Origin of the sequence: Streptomyces erythrochromogenes (assembly GCF_036170895.1) — a bacterium.
Classification (GTDB): domain Bacteria; phylum Actinomycetota; class Actinomycetes; order Streptomycetales; family Streptomycetaceae; genus Streptomyces; species Streptomyces erythrochromogenes.
Genome location: NZ_CP108036.1, coordinates 6,413,428 through 6,427,608, shown reverse-complemented (window position 1 = coordinate 6,427,608; position 14,181 = coordinate 6,413,428). Strand labels below are relative to the sequence as shown.

The following is a 14,181-nucleotide window of genomic DNA, read 5'->3' as shown; positions in this document are numbered from 1 at the left end:
GAAGCCCCCGACGACCTTGGAAAAGGGCGTCGGGGGCTTCGCGGGGGCTGGAAAGCGAGGTCAGTCGCCGGGTGTTCCCTCTGCCGCCTGGTCGAGGCGGAAGGCTTCGTTGCCGAGCCCGATGCGGGCGTGGACCTCCGGGCGGTTGCGGCGCAGGAGGACTCCGTACAGCAGTCCGGCCACGACGGCGGCGCCGATGATGCCGGGCAGGGCCCAGCTGAGCGCGGAGCCCTTCTCGGCGCCGACGAGGACGCCGAAGTCCTTCACGGTGTAGGCGGCGATGGCGAGCAGGGCGAGGCCGGCTGCGGCCGCCGCGACGAGCCGCCAGACCTGGGCGCCGGCGGTGCCGCGGCGGACGAAGAAGGCGATCACGGCGAAGGAGGCGGCGGCCATGAGGAGCGTCACACCGAGGGCGCCGACGCTGCCCATCCAGGTGAACAGGTGCAGCACGGGGGCGGTGGGGTCGCCGGCCGGGAGGTCGTCGGTGACCGCGAAGGCGAGGACGACGACGGTCGCGATGCCGGTCTGGAGGAGCGAGCCGGTGGCGGGGGCGCCGGTGCCGGCGTTGGTACGGCCGAAGGCGGCCGGGAGCAGGCCCTCGCGGCCCATGGCGAAGGCGTAGCGGGCGACGACGTTGTGGAAGCTGAGCATGGCGGCGAACATGCCGGTCACGAAGAGGACGTGCAGGACGTCGGTGAAGGCGGTGCCGAGGCGGGCCTCGGTGAGCTGGAAGAGCAGGCCGGGGCCGGCTTCTGCGGCGGTCTTGACGACCTCGCCGGGGCCGGTGGCGACGGTGAGGGCCCAGGCGCTGAAGGCGAAGAAGAGGGCGGCGAAGCCGACGGCGAGGAACATCACGCGGGAGACGACGATGTGCGGCTTGCTGGTCTCCTCGGCGTACACCGGGGACTGCTCGAAGCCGACGAAGGCGGCGATGCAGAAGCACAGGGCGGTGCCGAGGCCGGCTCCACTGAGCGTCTCGGGGTTGAAGGCGTGGAGCGAGAGGCCTTCGGGTCCGGGCTTGGCGAGGGCGGCGGCGTCGAAGACGACGACCAGGGCGCACTCGATCAGGAGCAGGACGCCGAGGACCTTGGCGTTGAGGTCGATCTTGAGCCAGCCGAGCGCGCCGGTGACGGCGACCGCGAGCAGGGCGGGGATCCACCAGGCGAGCTGGATGTCCAGGTAGGTGGCGAAGAGGCCGGAGATCTCGAAGCCGAGGATGCCGTAGACGCCGACCTGCATGGCGCTGTACGCGACGAGGGCGACGAGCGAGGCGGCGGCGCCGGCGGTGGGGCCGAGGCCGCGGGCGATGTAGGCGTAGAAGGCGCCGGCGTTGTGGACGTGGCGGCTCATCTCGGCGTAGCCGACGCTGAACAGCGCGAGGACGAGGCCCAGGATGACGAAGAGCAGGGGCTGGCCGACGACGCCCATCAAGCCGAAGGTCGTGGGCATGACACCCGCGACCACCATCAGGGGGGCGCTCGCGGCGAGTACGGAGAGCAGCAGGCCGGCGGTGCCGAGGCGGTCGGCGCGCAGTGCGCGGTCCTGGCCCTTGTAGGTGCGTATCTCGGCCGGTTCCTGGAGCGTGGTGGATCTGCCCGTCGGCATGGCGGCGTCCTTTCCGGGGCGCGGTTCTTTCGGGGGCGGATGGGGAAGCGGGGGGTGAAGTGGTGGGGGTGAGGCGGTGTGGCCGTGGGGGGGTCAGGCGGTGCCGAGTGCCACGTTGCGCGCGGCGAGGAAGGCCTTGTGCGGGTCGCGGTCGGGATAGGACCAGGGGGCGCGGGTGGCGTGGCTGCCGATGCGGTGGAACAGCGCGGCGGCCTCGGCGGGGCGGCCCTCGCAGAGTTTGGCGTGGGCGAGGAAGTTGAGGTCGACCCGGTTGCGGGGGTGGTCGTCGCGCTCCCACTCCAGCCACCAGTCGAAGGCGGAGCGCAGGACCTGGCGGGCGCGGCGGCCCTCCCAGTGCGCTGCGGCCGCCTCGGGGGTGTGGCCGTGCGTGGCGGCGAGCACCCGGTAGCGCTCGGCGTGCGCGACGACGGGGAGCACGGCCAGCGGTGAGTCGGCCGGGGACTCCTCGGCGGCCCAGGCCGCGAAGTCGTAGACCTCGTGGAGCGGGTCCTGGCCGGGGGCGAGGGTGCGTTCGGCCAGCTTCGCCACCATGAGGTGGTGGGCGTGGTGGTGCTCGCGGTGGCGGGCCCGGACCTGGTCGAAGTGGCGGCTGAACTCCTCCTCGGTGCCGAAGGCGCGGGAGAGCAGGAGCAGTCCGAGCCAGGGGGTGGGGTCGTCGGGGAGCAGGGCGGCGGCCCGGCGGCAGGCTTCCTCGGCCGCGGCCGGGGTGCCCTTGTGGCGCAGGGCGGCGAAGACGGCGGCGCAGGCGAGGAGGGTGGCGGCGTCGGCGCTGTCCGGTTCGGCGAGCAGCCACTCGCGGGCCCAGGCGGTGGCCGCCGGGGTCTGGGCGAGGACGACGACGCGGTGGCCCCGGCGGTCCCAGTCGTCGCCGGTGCCGACGAGGAGGGAGCGGACCCTGGCCCAGCGCCCCTGGGTGAACTGGGAGCGCACGTCGATGAGTTCGGCGTCGCAGAGGGCGGGGTCGAAGAGCTGGGCGTCCCGCTTGCGGGTGCGGCCGAGGGGCGGCGGAGGCGGGGACATCCGCGGGGTTTCCCTCCAGGACGCGGGCGGACGGGGATCGGGTCGGCGGCGGCCTCCCCCGCGCGCGCAGGGCGCACGCGCGCGGTCGGGCGGTCGAGCCGTGAGGTCTGGGGATCGTGCCGGTGGAGCTCCGCGGAACTCCGGAGGAACTGCGGAGGAACCGCGGTGGTGCTGCGTCGGGTCGCCGGCGCGCAGGCGGAATTCGGTCGGAACTCCGTTGAGCACTCCGGTGATCACGCACAGCAAAGCGGTACGCGCAGCTCCGAGTCAAGGTCCAGTCCACTGCGTGGCGGGTTTCAACTGCTGCGGTGAACGTGCCAGTTGGGCGGGCGATATTCGTTCCGGCAGGCCGCGGGCGGCGCCGTAGGGTGGCCGTATGACGGCATATGACGATCTTCCCCCGTACCTGCTGGGCTTCCCCGGCCCGCTGCGCGACCAGTTGGTCGCGGCCGTGCTGAGCGGGGCGAAGACCAGCACCACCGGCCTGCTCGCGGAGTACGAGGCGGAGCGGGAACCGCTGCCCGAGCCCGGCGCGCGGTCCCTGCTGGTCGACTCCGACGGGCGGGGTGTGGCGGTGGTGGAGGTGACGGCCGTGGAGGTGCTGCGGCTCGCCGACGTGGGGCTGGGGCACGCCCTTGACGAGGGCGAGGGGTACGCGTCGGTGGCCGAATGGCGTACGGCACACGAGGAGTTCTGGCACAGCGAGCCAGTGCGCACGGTGATCGGCGACCCGGGGTTCACGGTCGACGACGACACCCTCGTCATCGCGGAACGGTTCCGGGTCACCGAGCGGCTGGTCTGACGCCCCGGCGCGGGTCGCGGGAGGTTCCGGAAGAGACGGCCTGGGCCGACCCCGCCCGCGCCGACCCCGCGGCGCGCCGCACGCACCGGAGCCGGCCTCAGCCGACCGCCTGCGCCGCGGCCCGGCCCGCCGCGCGCCCCGAGAAGATGCACCCGCCGAGGAAGGTGCCCTCCAGGGCCCGGTAGCCGTGGACCCCACCGCCGCCGAACCCGGCCGCCTCCCCCGCGGCGTAGACGCCCGGCAGCGGTTCGCCCGTCCCGGTCAGGACCCGCGAGGAGAGGTCGGTCTCCAGGCCGCCCAGGGACTTGCGGGTCAGGATGGAGAGCCGTACCGCGATCAGCGGGCCGGCCTTGGGGTCGAGGATCCGGTGCGGGGCGGCGGTGCGGATCAGCTTGTCGCCGAGGTACTTGCGGGCCCCGTGGATGGCCGTGACCTGGAGGTCCTTGGTGAAGGGGTTGGCGATCTCCCGGTCGCGGGCCACGATCTGGCCCCGGACCGTGGCTTCGTCGAGGAGGTCCTCCTTGGTGACCGCGTTCATGCCGCGCACGAGGGCGGACAGGTCGCGCTCGACGACGAAGTCGGCGCCGCGGTCCATGAAGGCCCTGACCGGGCCGGGTACGGCCTGGCGCGCCCGGGTGATGACGTCGCGCACCGACCGGCCGGTGAGGTCCGGGTTCTGCTCGGAGCCGGAGAGGGCGAACTCCTTGCCGATGATGCGCTGGTTGAGCACGAACCAGGTGTGGTCGTGGCCCGTCTTCATGATGTGGTCGAGCGTGCCGAGGGTGTCGAAGCCGGGGAAGAGCGGGACGGGCAGCCGCTTGCCCGTGGCGTCCAGCCAGAGCGGGGACGGGCCGGGGAGGATGCGGATCCCGTGCTTGGACCAGATCGGGTCCCAGTTCTGGATGCCCTCGGTGTAGTGCCACATCCGGTCCTTGTTGATGTGGCTGGCGCCCGCCGCCTCCGCGATGCCCAGCATCAGGCCGTCCACGTGTGCGGGGACCCCGGAGAGCATCCGCTGCGGCGGGGTGCCGAGGCGGGCGGGCCACTGCGCGCGCACGAGGTCGTGGTTGCCGCCGATGCCGCCGCTGGTGACGATCACGGCCTGGGCCCGCAGGGAGAAGGACCCGGTGGCCTCGCGGCTGCTGGCGGTGCCCCGTACGGCGTCGGAGGGTTCCAGGATCTCGCCGGTGACGGTGTCCACGGCGCCGGCGGTGGCGGCCAGTCCTGTCACCCGGTGGCGGAACGCCAGCCGGACCAGGCCGCGGGCCACGCCCTCCCTGACCCGTCGTTCGAACGGCTCCACCAGGCCGGGTCCGGTGCCCCAGGTGATGTGGAAGCGGGGGACGGAGTTGCCGGGGCCGCCCGCGTCGTAGCCGCCGCGCTCGGCCCAGCCGACGACGGGGAAGAAGCGGACGCCCCGGGAGTGCAGCCAAGGGCGCTTCTCCCCGGCCGCGAAGTCGACGTAGGCCTCGGCCCAGCGGCGCGGCCAGGCGTCCTCCTCGCGGTCGAACCCGGCGGTGCCCAGCCAGTCCTGGAGGGCGAGGTCCCGGTTGTCCTTGATCCGCATCCGGCGCTGCTCGGGCGAGTCCACGAAGAACAGCCCGCCGAAGGACCAGTGCGCCTGGCCCCCGATGGACCGTTCCGGCTCCTGGTCGAGCAGGATGACCTTGCGGCCGGCGTCGACGAGCTCGGCGGTGGCCACGAGCCCCGCGAGCCCGGCTCCGATCACGATCACGTCTGCGTCGTACGTCATGCGGATACCCGTCCTCCGTCGATGGTGGGGCAGATCCTTTGCTACGGAGCGGTAACCAGTCAACAGCGGTGGTTGGATGAACCCGTGAGTGCCGCTGATGAAGTACTGGACGTGGTGGACCGGGACGACCGGGTCACCGGGCAGGCCCCGCGGGGCGAGGTGTACGCCCGCGGGCTGCTCCACCGCTGTGTGTTCGTGCTGGCCAGGGACGCGCAGGAGCGGATCTTCGTGCACCGGCGGACCGCCTCGAAGCTCGTCTTCCCCTCGCACTACGACATGTTCGTGGGCGGGGTGCTGGGCGCCGGCGAGAGCTACGGGGAGGCCGCGCTGCGGGAGGCCGAGGAGGAGCTCGGGGTGCAGGGGCTGCCGCAGCCGGAGCCGCTGTTCAAGTTCCTGTACGAGGGCCCGGGCGGGGCCTGGTGGTCGTATGTGCACGAGGTGCGGTGCGAGCTGCCGGTGGCACCGCAGGTCTCGGAGGTGGACTGGCACACCTTCCTCACGCGGGAGGAGCTGGACCGGCGGGTCGGGGACGGGGAGTGGGACTGGGTGCCGGACGGGCTGGAGGCCTACCGGCGGCTGCGCGCGCGTCGGGACTCCCGCCAGTAGATTGATCAGGTGATCGACTTCGTCAAGGACGTACGCCTGTGGTTCGCGCCGTCGCGGCTGAAGGACGAGGGCGACACCCCCGACTACCGCTTCTCGCTGGCCAACGAGCGTACGTTCCTCGCCTGGATCCGGACCGCCCTGGCCCTGGTCGGCGGCGGTTTCGCCGTCGACCAGTTCCTGCCCGACCTGCGCTGGGGCGTGCGGGTGGGCATGGCCCTCGCGCTGCTCGTGGTGGGTGCGGCCTGCGCGCTGCGGGCGGTGAACCACTGGGTGCGCTGCGAGCGGGCGATGCGGCGGCACGAGGACCTTCCGCTGTCGCGGTTCCCGGTGGTGCTGAGCCTGGGGGTGGGGCTGGTCGCGGTGGCGATGGTGGTGGTCGTACTGCTGGGCTGGACGTCGGGGCGGTGAGCGTTCCGGGGACGGACCGCGACGCCGGGCTCCAGCCGGAGCGGACCCGGCTCGCGTGGCGGCGTACGACCCTGGCGTCCTCGGTGGTGGCGGTGCTGGCGCTGCGGCAGGCGCTGCGCGGGTCCGGGTCGTCGGCGGAGGTGGCCGGGGCGGCGGTGATCGTGCTGGTCTGGCTGGCGTTCCTGGGGGTGGCGCACCGCCGGATCCGGGCGCTGGCGACCGGCCGGCCGCGGGTGCTGGGGGCCGGGTCGGCGCTGGCCGTGGTCGCGTGCACGGTGGCGCTGGCGGCGTTCGCGGTGGCGGTCATCCTCTGAGCCTGGTCCTGAGCCTGTACGTGGGCCTGGGGCTGGGGCTGGGCCTGGGGCTGGGCCGCCTGACCGATCATCCCACTTCTCCCCGAATAACGGGACACAACGGGCGATAGCCGACCATTCGCACTAGTCTCGGCGCCATGACGACCCTCCACCACGAACACCCCACGCACCAGCACGCCCACGGCGCGGACTGCGGCCACCAGGCGGTCCCGCACGGCGACCACGTCGACTACGCGCACGACGGCCACCTGCACCGGGAGCACTCGGGGCACTGGGACGAGTGCGAGCCGGCCGGGCACACCACTCACGAGGGCCACGCCCACGCGCACGGCACGGACTGCGGGCACGACACCGTCCGGCACGGCGACCACGTCGACTACCTGCACGACGGACACCGCCACGCCGCGCACGACGGACACTACGACGACCACTGACCGGCGCCGCCGCCCCTGACCGGCTCTCCTTCACCGGCCCCGCACGGGCTGCCCGGCCGGCCGGGGTCCGGCACCCGCTCTCCCCCGGCGCGACGACGGCTGACAGGATGCTGACCGCCCGTCACAGCGACCCGGGGAGAGCGCAGATGCCCGTCGACGACCCGTACCTCGTCCAGCCGGCGCCGGGGGTGTACGCCTACGTCCAGCCCGACGGCGGCTGGTGCCTGAACAACGCCGGCTTCGTGAGCGACGGCGGCCGGACCCTGCTCGTCGACACGGCCGCCACCGAGCGGCGGGCCCTGGCACTGCGCGAGGCGGTCGTCGCGGCCGGGGTGCCGCTCCCGCGGACCGTGGTGAACACCCACCACCACGGCGACCACACCTACGGCAACTCCGTCTTCACCCCCGAGGCACTGATCCTCGGGCACGACAACGCGCGGACCGAGCAGCTCGCCGCCGGCCACCAGCTGGAGATGATCTGGCCCGCGACGGACTTCGGGGCCATAGCCATCACCGCGCCCGACCTCACCTACAGCGACCGGGCGACCGTGCACGTGGGCGGGACCGAGGTGCAGGTCGTCCACCCGGGCGTCGCGCACACCACCGGGGACTCGGTCGTGTGGCTGCCCCGGCAGCGGGTGGTCTTCACCGGGGACCTGGTCTTCGCCGGGGGCACGCCGTTCCTGGCGATGGGCTCGCTGGCCGGCTCCCTGCGGGCACTGGAGCTGCTGCGGTCGCTGGACGCGGAGACCGTCGTACCGGGCCACGGACCGCTGACCGACCCGTCGGCCTACGATTCCACCGAGCGCTACCTGCGGTACGTGGCCGAGCTCGCCCGGGAGGGGCGGGCCAAGGGGCTGACCCCCCTGGAGGTGGCCCGGCAGGCCGACCTCGGCGAGTTCGCGGCGTGGCGGGAGAGCGAGCGGCTGGTGGCGAACGTGCACCGGGCGTACGCGGAGCTGGCCGGGGAGCCGGAGGGTGCGCCGCTCGACATACTGGCGGTCCTCACGGACATGACGGTGATGAACGGCGGTACGCCGATCCTCTGCCACGCGTGAGCCCGGCGGGCCGGAGGTGTTCTTTCGGCCCGCCCTCTGGACGGCATACCGACTGGTCGGCATGATTACGTGCGGTGGTGCGCCGACGCACCGCCGTTCGTCCTTCATCGACTCTCCGCACGGAGGTGCGCACCATGACCTCAGCCCCGGCCGACCCGCGAGGCCTGGATCTGGAGCGGCTGCGCGGTCATCTCGACCGGGCCCGGCCGGGACTCGTGGCCGGTGCGCTGCGCGGCCGGCTGATCGAGGGCGGCCGGTCGAATCTCACGTACGAGATCACCGACGGGACCGCCCGCTGGGTGGTGCGCCGGCCGCCGCTCGGCCACGTACTGGCCACCGCCCACGACATGCGCCGCGAGCACCGGGTCATCGCGGCGCTGCACGGGACGGCCGTGCCGGTTCCGGAGCCGGTGCTGCTGTGCGAGGACGAGGAGGTGCTCGGGGCGCCGTTCTACGTCATGGAGTACGTGGACGGGGTGCCGTACCGCACGGCCGGAGAGCTCGCCGCGATCGGCCCGCAGCGCACCCGGCAGGCCGTGCTGGGGCTGGTGGACACCCTGGTCGAGTTGCACGCGGTGGACCCGGAGGCGGTGGGCCTGGGCGACTTCGGCCGGCCGGAGGGCTTCCTCGACCGGCAGCTGCGGCGCTGGGGCAAGCAGCTCGCCGCTTCCCGGGGGCGTGAGCTCGCCGGGATCGACGAGCTGCACGGCGCCCTGGGCCGCAGGCTGCCCGACTCCCCCGCCCCGACCGTGGTGCACGGCGACTACCGGCTCGACAACGTGCTCATCGGCGCGTCCCCGTCCGGCACCGACACGATCCGGGCGGTGCTGGACTGGGAGATGTCCACGCTCGGTGATCCGCTGACCGACCTCGGGCTGCTGGTGATGTACAGCTCCGACCTGGGCCTGCCCGCGTCCCCGGTCGGCACGACGAGCCGGGCTCCCGGCCATCCGGCGCCCGCCGAGCTGGTCGAGCGGTACGCCGCCCGCTCCGGGCGGGACACCGGGGCCATCGCCTGGTACACGGCCTTCGCCTGGTTCAAGCTCGCGGTGATCCTCGAGGGCATCCACTACCGCTACACGCTCGGGCAGACCGTCGGTGCGGGCTTCGACCGGATCGGCGAGCTGGTTCCGGTCTTCATCGAGCACGGACTGACCACCCTCCAGGAACTGCAGGAAGGCTGAGGCACCCAGCATGGACTTCGCATTCGACGCCCGGACCGAGGAACTCCGCGAACGGCTGCTCGCGTTCATGGAGGAGTACGTCTACCCGGCGGAGCCCGTCGCCGCCGAGCAGCGCGCACGGCTGGCCTCGCCCTGGGACACCCCGGCCGTCTTCGGTGAACTGAAGGCCGAGGCACGCCGCCAGGGTCTGTGGAACCTCTTCTTCGTAGACCAGCACAGCCTGCCCGACCCGGAGTACGGCGCGGGGCTGACCAACCTCCAGTACGCGCCGCTCGCCGAGATCACCGGCCGCAGCCCGCACCTGGCGCCCACGGCGACCAACTGCGCGGCCCCGGACACCGGGAACATGGAGCTGCTGGCCCAGTTCGGGAGCGAGGAGCAGAAGAAGCAGTGGCTGGAGCCGCTGCTGAACGGCGAGATCCGCTCCGCGTTCGCGATGACGGAGCCCGAGGTGGCCTCCTCGGACGCGACGAACATCGAGACCCGGATCGAGCGGGCGGGTGACGAGTACGTGGTCACGGGCCGCAAGTGGTTCATCTCCGGTGCCATGAACCCGGACTGCAAGGTCTTCATCGTGATGGGCAAGACCGACCCGGAGGGCGCCGATCCGCGCCGTCAGCAGTCGATGGTCCTGGTCCCGCGGGACACCCCGGGGGTCGAGGTGCGGCGGGCCATGACGGTGTACGGGTACGAGGACCACGACCACGGCGGCCACGCCGAGGTGGTCTTCGACGGGGTGCGGGTCCCGGCGGCGAACCTGATCGGCGAGGAGGGCGGCGGCTTCGCCATCGCCCAGGCGCGGCTCGGCCCGGGCCGCATCCACCACTGCATGCGGCTCATCGGCATGGCGGAGCGGGCCATCGAGCTGATGTGCCGGCGCGCGGTGGAGCGTACGGCCTTCGGCAAGCCGCTGGCCGCGCAGGGCGTCGTACAGAACTGGATCGCCGACGCCCGGGTCACGGTGGAGCAGTTGCGGCTGCTGGTGCTCAAGACGGCCTGGCTGATGGACACGGTCGGGAACCGGGGCGCGCACACCGAGATCCAGGCCATCAAGATCGCGACCCCGCGGGCGGTGGTGCAGATCCTGGACGACGCGGTGCAGCTGCACGGCGCGGGCGGGGTGAGCCAGGACTTCCCGCTGGCCGAGCTGTGGGCGGCGGCCCGGACCCTGCGGCTGGCCGACGGTCCGGACGAGGTGCACCAGCGCTCCCTGGCCCGTCGTGAGCTGAAGCGCTACATGTAGCCGGGGCGGGCGCGGGCGTTCAAGGAGCGCCTGTGCGGCCCGTCGCCGCACAGGCGCCGGCGCGCCTCGGGCCGGTCCACCTGACCCAGGTGTACGCCGACCCGGACCTGCCCCTCTACTCCGGGATCCGCAGGGCCTGGCCCGGGACGCTGATCGCCGACCCGGCACTGACCCGCGAGGAGGTGGCGGCCGACGGCGGCATGCGCAGCGGCGAGCGGCTGCCGGCCGCGGGCGCCGACCTGATCGCGCTGGGCCCGGGCTTCCCCGCCAACCCCGACCTCGTGGAACGGCTGCGCACGGGCGCGCCGCTCAACGAGGTCCGGCCGGAGTTCCTGATGTACGTCCAGGGCGCGGAGGGCTACACCGACCACCCCGTGCTGGACGCCTCGGGGATCAGGGCCGCAGCGCCCTCAGCAGGAGGTCCGCGAGGTGGTCGGCGACCTGCTGCGGTGTGAGCGGGCCGTCTGCCCGGTACCAGGTCGACAGGTGGTGCACGGACCCGAAGTGGTAGTCCACCACAAGGTCGGCGGGGGTGGCGGTGGAGAACACGCCGGTCCGCTGACCCTCCTCGATCAGCGCCCGGAAACGCTCGTGGTAGCGCCGGCGCTCCGCCCGTACCTGCTTGAACTTCTCCGGGCTGAGCTGGTGCATCGACCGGAAGAAGATCATGGCGTCGTCGAGGTTCTCGATGGTGGTGACGACCACGTCGGCGGCAGCGGCCCGCAGGCGTTCCTCGACGGGGGCGTCGGAGGCGGCCACCGCGTCGAGGCGCTGTTGCTGGAGGCGCAGCATGCGCGCGTACACCTCGTGCAGCAGGTCGTCCTTGGACCCGAAGTAGTGGTAGAGCGCGCCCTTGGTGACCCCGGCCGCCTCGACGATCTCCTGGACGGACGTGCGGTCGTAGCCGCGCTCGGCGAACAGCCGGGTGGCGACGGCCAGCAGCCGCTGCGGTACCGGGGCCTCGTGCGTGCCTGCGGGTTCCGTGGTCCTGGCCGCCATGGTGCCGACCCTCCCTTTCTCGTTCCTGCCTGGTCGGTGCGACCAGCTGTACGACCGTCCGACTGTTTTCAGCCGCGATCGCGCAGTTCCCGTCGCAGGATCTTGCCACTGGTCGTCTTCGGAAGGACAGGCAGGATCTCGACCTGGCGCGGGTACTTGTACGCGGCTATGCGCTCGGCGCAGTAGGCGGAGAGCTCCTCCGGCCCGGCCGAGGTGCCGGGGCGCAGGCTCACGTACGCCTTGACGCTCTCCCCGCGGTACGGGTCGGGGACGCCGACCACGGCGGCCTCGCGGACGGCGGGGTGGGTGTAGAGCACGTCCTCGACCTCGCGCGGCCAGACCTTGAAGCCGGACGCGTTGATCATGTCCTTCTTGCGGTCGACGACGTAGAGCCAGCCGTCCGGGTCCATGAAGCCGACGTCCCCGGTGCGCAGTTCGCCGTCCGGGAAGGCCTCGGCGGTCTCGGCGGGCAGGCCCCAATAGCCGGGCACGACCTGGGGGCCGCGCACCGCGATCTCGCCGGTCTCGCCGATGGGCAGCTCGGCCCCCTCCTCGTCGAGGATGCGGACGAGGGTGTCGGCGCCGGGCAGGCCGACGGAGAGGGTGCCGGAGGCGGGGTCGACGGGGGCTTCGAGGTGTACGGGCACGCTGGCGCAGGGGGCGGTGCACTCGGTGAGGCCGTAGCCGTTGCGGAGGTAGAAGCCGAAGGCCGCGCGCAGGCGGTCGACGAGGGCGGGCGGGAGCGGGGCGCCGCCGGAGGAGAGCACCTGGAAGGAGGCGAAGTGGTCCGGGGTGGCGGCGGGGTGCGCGGCGAGGGCCATGAAGGCGGTGGCCGGGCCGACGGTGTAGGCGGGGCGGTGTTCCAGGAAGGCGTCGAGCACGGCGCCGGCGTCGAAGCGGTGGGCGAGGACGAGGGTGCCGGCGTTGACGAAGCAGGCGGCGAGTTCGCAGACCATGCCGGTGATGTGGAAGAGGGGTGCGAGGGCGAAGTAGCCGGCGCCCTCGGCGATGGGGTGGGAGGTGACCTGCCGTACGGCGTTGTAGGTGAGCGCGCCGTGCGGGTTCATCGCGCCCTTGGGAGTGCCGCTGGTGCCGGAGGTGTAGCTGATGAGGGCGGTGTCGGCGGCGGTGAGGTCCGGGCCCTGCGGGGCGGGCCGCCCGCCGCGGGCCACGGTGGACAGGTCGGCGGTGAACAGGTCCGCGGTGACGGCATCGGCGGGGTCCGAGTCGGCCGGCTGCTCCCGGCCGGGCACCGCTTCCGGCGCGACCGCCTGCGCGGGCACGAGCGGACGGTCGGGGGCCGTGGCCGGGTCCGGGTCCGGTGCCGGTGCCGCGCCGAAGACGCGCGGGTCGTTGCGGGTCTGGAAGTCCCGGTCCGATGCGGTCAGCACGGTCCGCACGGTGCTGCCCCGCACCGCCTGACGCAGGTACGCCGTCCAGGCGCGGCCGTCGCACACGAGCGCGGCGGCCCCCGAGTCGCGCAGGACGTGGCCGACCTCGCCGGACTTGTACATGGGGTTGAGGGGAACGACGACGGCCCCGGCCTTCCAGGCGCCGAGGACGGCGAGCACGAAGTGCGGGGTGTTCTGGAGCATGACCGCGACCCGGTCGCCGCGGCGGACGCCCCGCGCCGCGAGGTGGCCGGCGACGGAGTCGGAGAGCGCGTCGGCCTCGGCATAGCCGATCCGGCCGTCGAAGTAGGCGAGCGCGGTGCGTTCGGGGGCGCGGGCGACTGCCTCGCGGAAGGCGTGCAGGACGGTGGGCGGCGGCGCGACGGGCGCCAGCTGGACCGGGGAGAGCAGTCCGCGCCACGGCCGGGCGGCATAGCCGGAGGTCGAGGCGGAGGTAGGGGCGGAGGCGGATCCGGAGGCGGGGGTCACCGGGTCTCCCATGTCTGCTGGAGATGGTTCATGCCGCTCAGCCAGCGGTCCGGGTCGGTGGCGCGGACCGCGTAGTAGTCGGCGACCTCGGGGTGCGGGAGGATCAAGAAGCGGCCCTTCTCCATGCCGTCGAACAGCGCGTCCGCGACCGCTTCCGGCTCGATCGCGGTCGGTGCGAGGACGAGTTCGCCCGCCGAGCCCGCGGCGGTCAGCATGTCGGTGCGCACCCCTTGCGGGCAGACGGCGTGGACCTGGACACCGCGGTGCCGGTAGGTCAGCGAGAGCCATTCCGCGAAGGCGAGCGCACCGTGCTTGGTGACACTGTACGGGGCGGCCCCGATCATGCTGAGCAGTCCCGCGGCCGAGACGGTGGAGACGAAGCGGCCGCTCCCCCGCTCCAGCCAGTCGGGCAGCAGCAGCCGTGCGGCGCGGACGTGGGCCATGACGTTGACGTTCCAGGCGGCTTCCCAGACGGCCTCGTCGGCGCCGGCGTCACCGCCCGAGGCGAGTCCGGCGTTGGCGCAGTAGACGTCGACCGTCCCGCCGAGGGCCTCGCGGGCCTCGGCCACGATCTGCGAGGCGTCGCCCGGCACCGGGATCGCCCGGGCGCCGATGGCGCCCGCGACCGCGGCGGCCCTGGCGGGGTCGAGGTCGTTGACGACCACCGTGGCGCCCTCGGCCGCGAAGCGGTGGGCGAGCGCGGCGCCGATGCCGCCGCCCGCGCCGGTGACGACGACTCGCTGGTCCTGGTACGCGCTCACGGGATCACACCTCTCGTACGGCGGGTTGCGGATGCGGGCAGACTAACCAGTCGGTATGTCGGGGCGGAAGGGGCTCGTCTCTTAGCGTGTCGG

15 protein-coding genes are annotated in these 14,181 nt (G+C 73.3%); 9 read left to right on the top strand and 6 right to left on the bottom strand.

The window, feature by feature from the left end; translation table 11 throughout:
• Nucleotides 1-60: 60 nt before the first annotated feature.
• Both OHA91_RS29400 and OHA91_RS29395 read right to left on the bottom strand, forming a co-directional pair.
• Nucleotides 61-1,605, bottom strand: coding sequence for an APC family permease (locus tag OHA91_RS29400; RefSeq protein ID WP_031153920.1), 1,545 nt, complete (start codon nucleotides 1,603-1,605; stop codon nucleotides 61-63).
• A 93-nt stretch (nucleotides 1,606-1,698) separates the two neighbouring features.
• The gene (locus OHA91_RS29395) at nucleotides 1,699-2,646 is read right to left on the bottom strand and encodes a hypothetical protein (RefSeq protein ID WP_031153922.1); all 948 of its coding nucleotides are present in this window, start codon (nucleotides 2,644-2,646) and stop codon (nucleotides 1,699-1,701) included.
• 376 nt (nucleotides 2,647-3,022) lie between these two features.
• Here OHA91_RS29395 and OHA91_RS29390 point away from each other — a divergent pair, with 376 nt between their 5' ends.
• The gene (locus OHA91_RS29390) at nucleotides 3,023-3,448 is read left to right on the top strand and encodes an ASCH domain-containing protein (RefSeq protein WP_328740329.1); all 426 of its coding nucleotides are present in this window, start codon (nucleotides 3,023-3,025) and stop codon (nucleotides 3,446-3,448) included.
• A gap of 97 nt (nucleotides 3,449-3,545) precedes the next feature.
• Here OHA91_RS29390 and OHA91_RS29385 read toward each other — a convergent pair whose 3' ends face one another.
• Entirely contained in the window at nucleotides 3,546-5,201 is a 1,656-nt protein-coding gene (locus OHA91_RS29385; RefSeq protein ID WP_031153926.1) for an FAD-binding dehydrogenase, read from the bottom strand.
• Between the two features lie 84 nt (nucleotides 5,202-5,285).
• Between OHA91_RS29385 and OHA91_RS29380 the strand changes: the two genes are divergently transcribed.
• From OHA91_RS29380 to OHA91_RS29345, 8 genes are all read left to right on the top strand, one after another.
• Complete coding sequence (locus tag OHA91_RS29380; RefSeq protein ID WP_031153929.1) at nucleotides 5,286-5,807, top strand: NUDIX domain-containing protein; 522 nt, start codon at nucleotides 5,286-5,288, stop codon at nucleotides 5,805-5,807.
• Nucleotides 5,808-5,816: 9 nt separating this feature from the next.
• Entirely contained in the window at nucleotides 5,817-6,215 is a 399-nt protein-coding gene (locus tag OHA91_RS29375) for a YidH family protein (RefSeq protein ID WP_031153931.1), read from the top strand.
• Nucleotides 6,212-6,529: a DUF202 domain-containing protein gene (locus tag OHA91_RS29370; RefSeq protein WP_031153933.1), complete on the top strand. Its 318-nt coding sequence runs from the start codon at nucleotides 6,212-6,214 to the stop codon at nucleotides 6,527-6,529. Before OHA91_RS29375 ends, OHA91_RS29370 begins: the two co-directional genes overlap by 4 nt.
• A 137-nt stretch (nucleotides 6,530-6,666) precedes the next feature.
• Complete coding sequence (locus tag OHA91_RS29365) at nucleotides 6,667-6,963, top strand: hypothetical protein (protein ID WP_031153935.1); 297 nt, start codon at nucleotides 6,667-6,669, stop codon at nucleotides 6,961-6,963.
• Nucleotides 6,964-7,109: 146 nt separating this feature from the next.
• A complete protein-coding gene (locus tag OHA91_RS29360) occupies nucleotides 7,110-8,021 on the top strand; it encodes an MBL fold metallo-hydrolase (protein WP_031153937.1) in 912 nt (303 codons plus the stop codon).
• A gap of 134 nt (nucleotides 8,022-8,155) precedes the next feature.
• Nucleotides 8,156-9,205, top strand: coding sequence for a phosphotransferase family protein (locus tag OHA91_RS29355; protein WP_031153939.1), 1,050 nt, complete (start codon nucleotides 8,156-8,158; stop codon nucleotides 9,203-9,205).
• A gap of 10 nt (nucleotides 9,206-9,215) precedes the next feature.
• On the top strand, nucleotides 9,216-10,448 hold the full coding sequence (locus OHA91_RS29350) for an acyl-CoA dehydrogenase family protein (protein WP_328740328.1): 1,233 nt from the start codon (nucleotides 9,216-9,218) through the stop codon (nucleotides 10,446-10,448).
• A 32-nt stretch (nucleotides 10,449-10,480) separates the two neighbouring features.
• The gene (locus OHA91_RS29345; RefSeq protein WP_328740327.1) at nucleotides 10,481-10,903 is read left to right on the top strand and encodes a beta/alpha barrel domain-containing protein; all 423 of its coding nucleotides are present in this window, start codon (nucleotides 10,481-10,483) and stop codon (nucleotides 10,901-10,903) included.
• Here OHA91_RS29345 and OHA91_RS29340 read toward each other — a convergent pair.
• The 3 genes from OHA91_RS29340 to OHA91_RS29330 all read right to left on the bottom strand — a co-directional run bounded on the left by OHA91_RS29340 (nucleotide 10,842) and on the right by OHA91_RS29330 (nucleotide 14,088).
• The gene (locus tag OHA91_RS29340; RefSeq protein ID WP_030661506.1) at nucleotides 10,842-11,447 is read right to left on the bottom strand and encodes a TetR/AcrR family transcriptional regulator; all 606 of its coding nucleotides are present in this window, start codon (nucleotides 11,445-11,447) and stop codon (nucleotides 10,842-10,844) included. The genes OHA91_RS29345 and OHA91_RS29340 overlap by 62 nt on opposite strands.
• 68 nt (nucleotides 11,448-11,515) lie before the next feature.
• Nucleotides 11,516-13,339: an AMP-binding protein gene (locus OHA91_RS29335; protein WP_328740326.1), complete on the bottom strand. Its 1,824-nt coding sequence runs from the start codon at nucleotides 13,337-13,339 to the stop codon at nucleotides 11,516-11,518.
• Nucleotides 13,324-14,088, bottom strand: a complete 765-nt coding sequence (locus tag OHA91_RS29330) for an SDR family oxidoreductase (RefSeq protein ID WP_031153950.1) — start codon at nucleotides 14,086-14,088, stop codon at nucleotides 13,324-13,326. Before OHA91_RS29330 ends, OHA91_RS29335 begins: the two co-directional genes overlap by 16 nt.
• Between the last annotated feature and the right edge of the window lie 93 nt (nucleotides 14,089-14,181).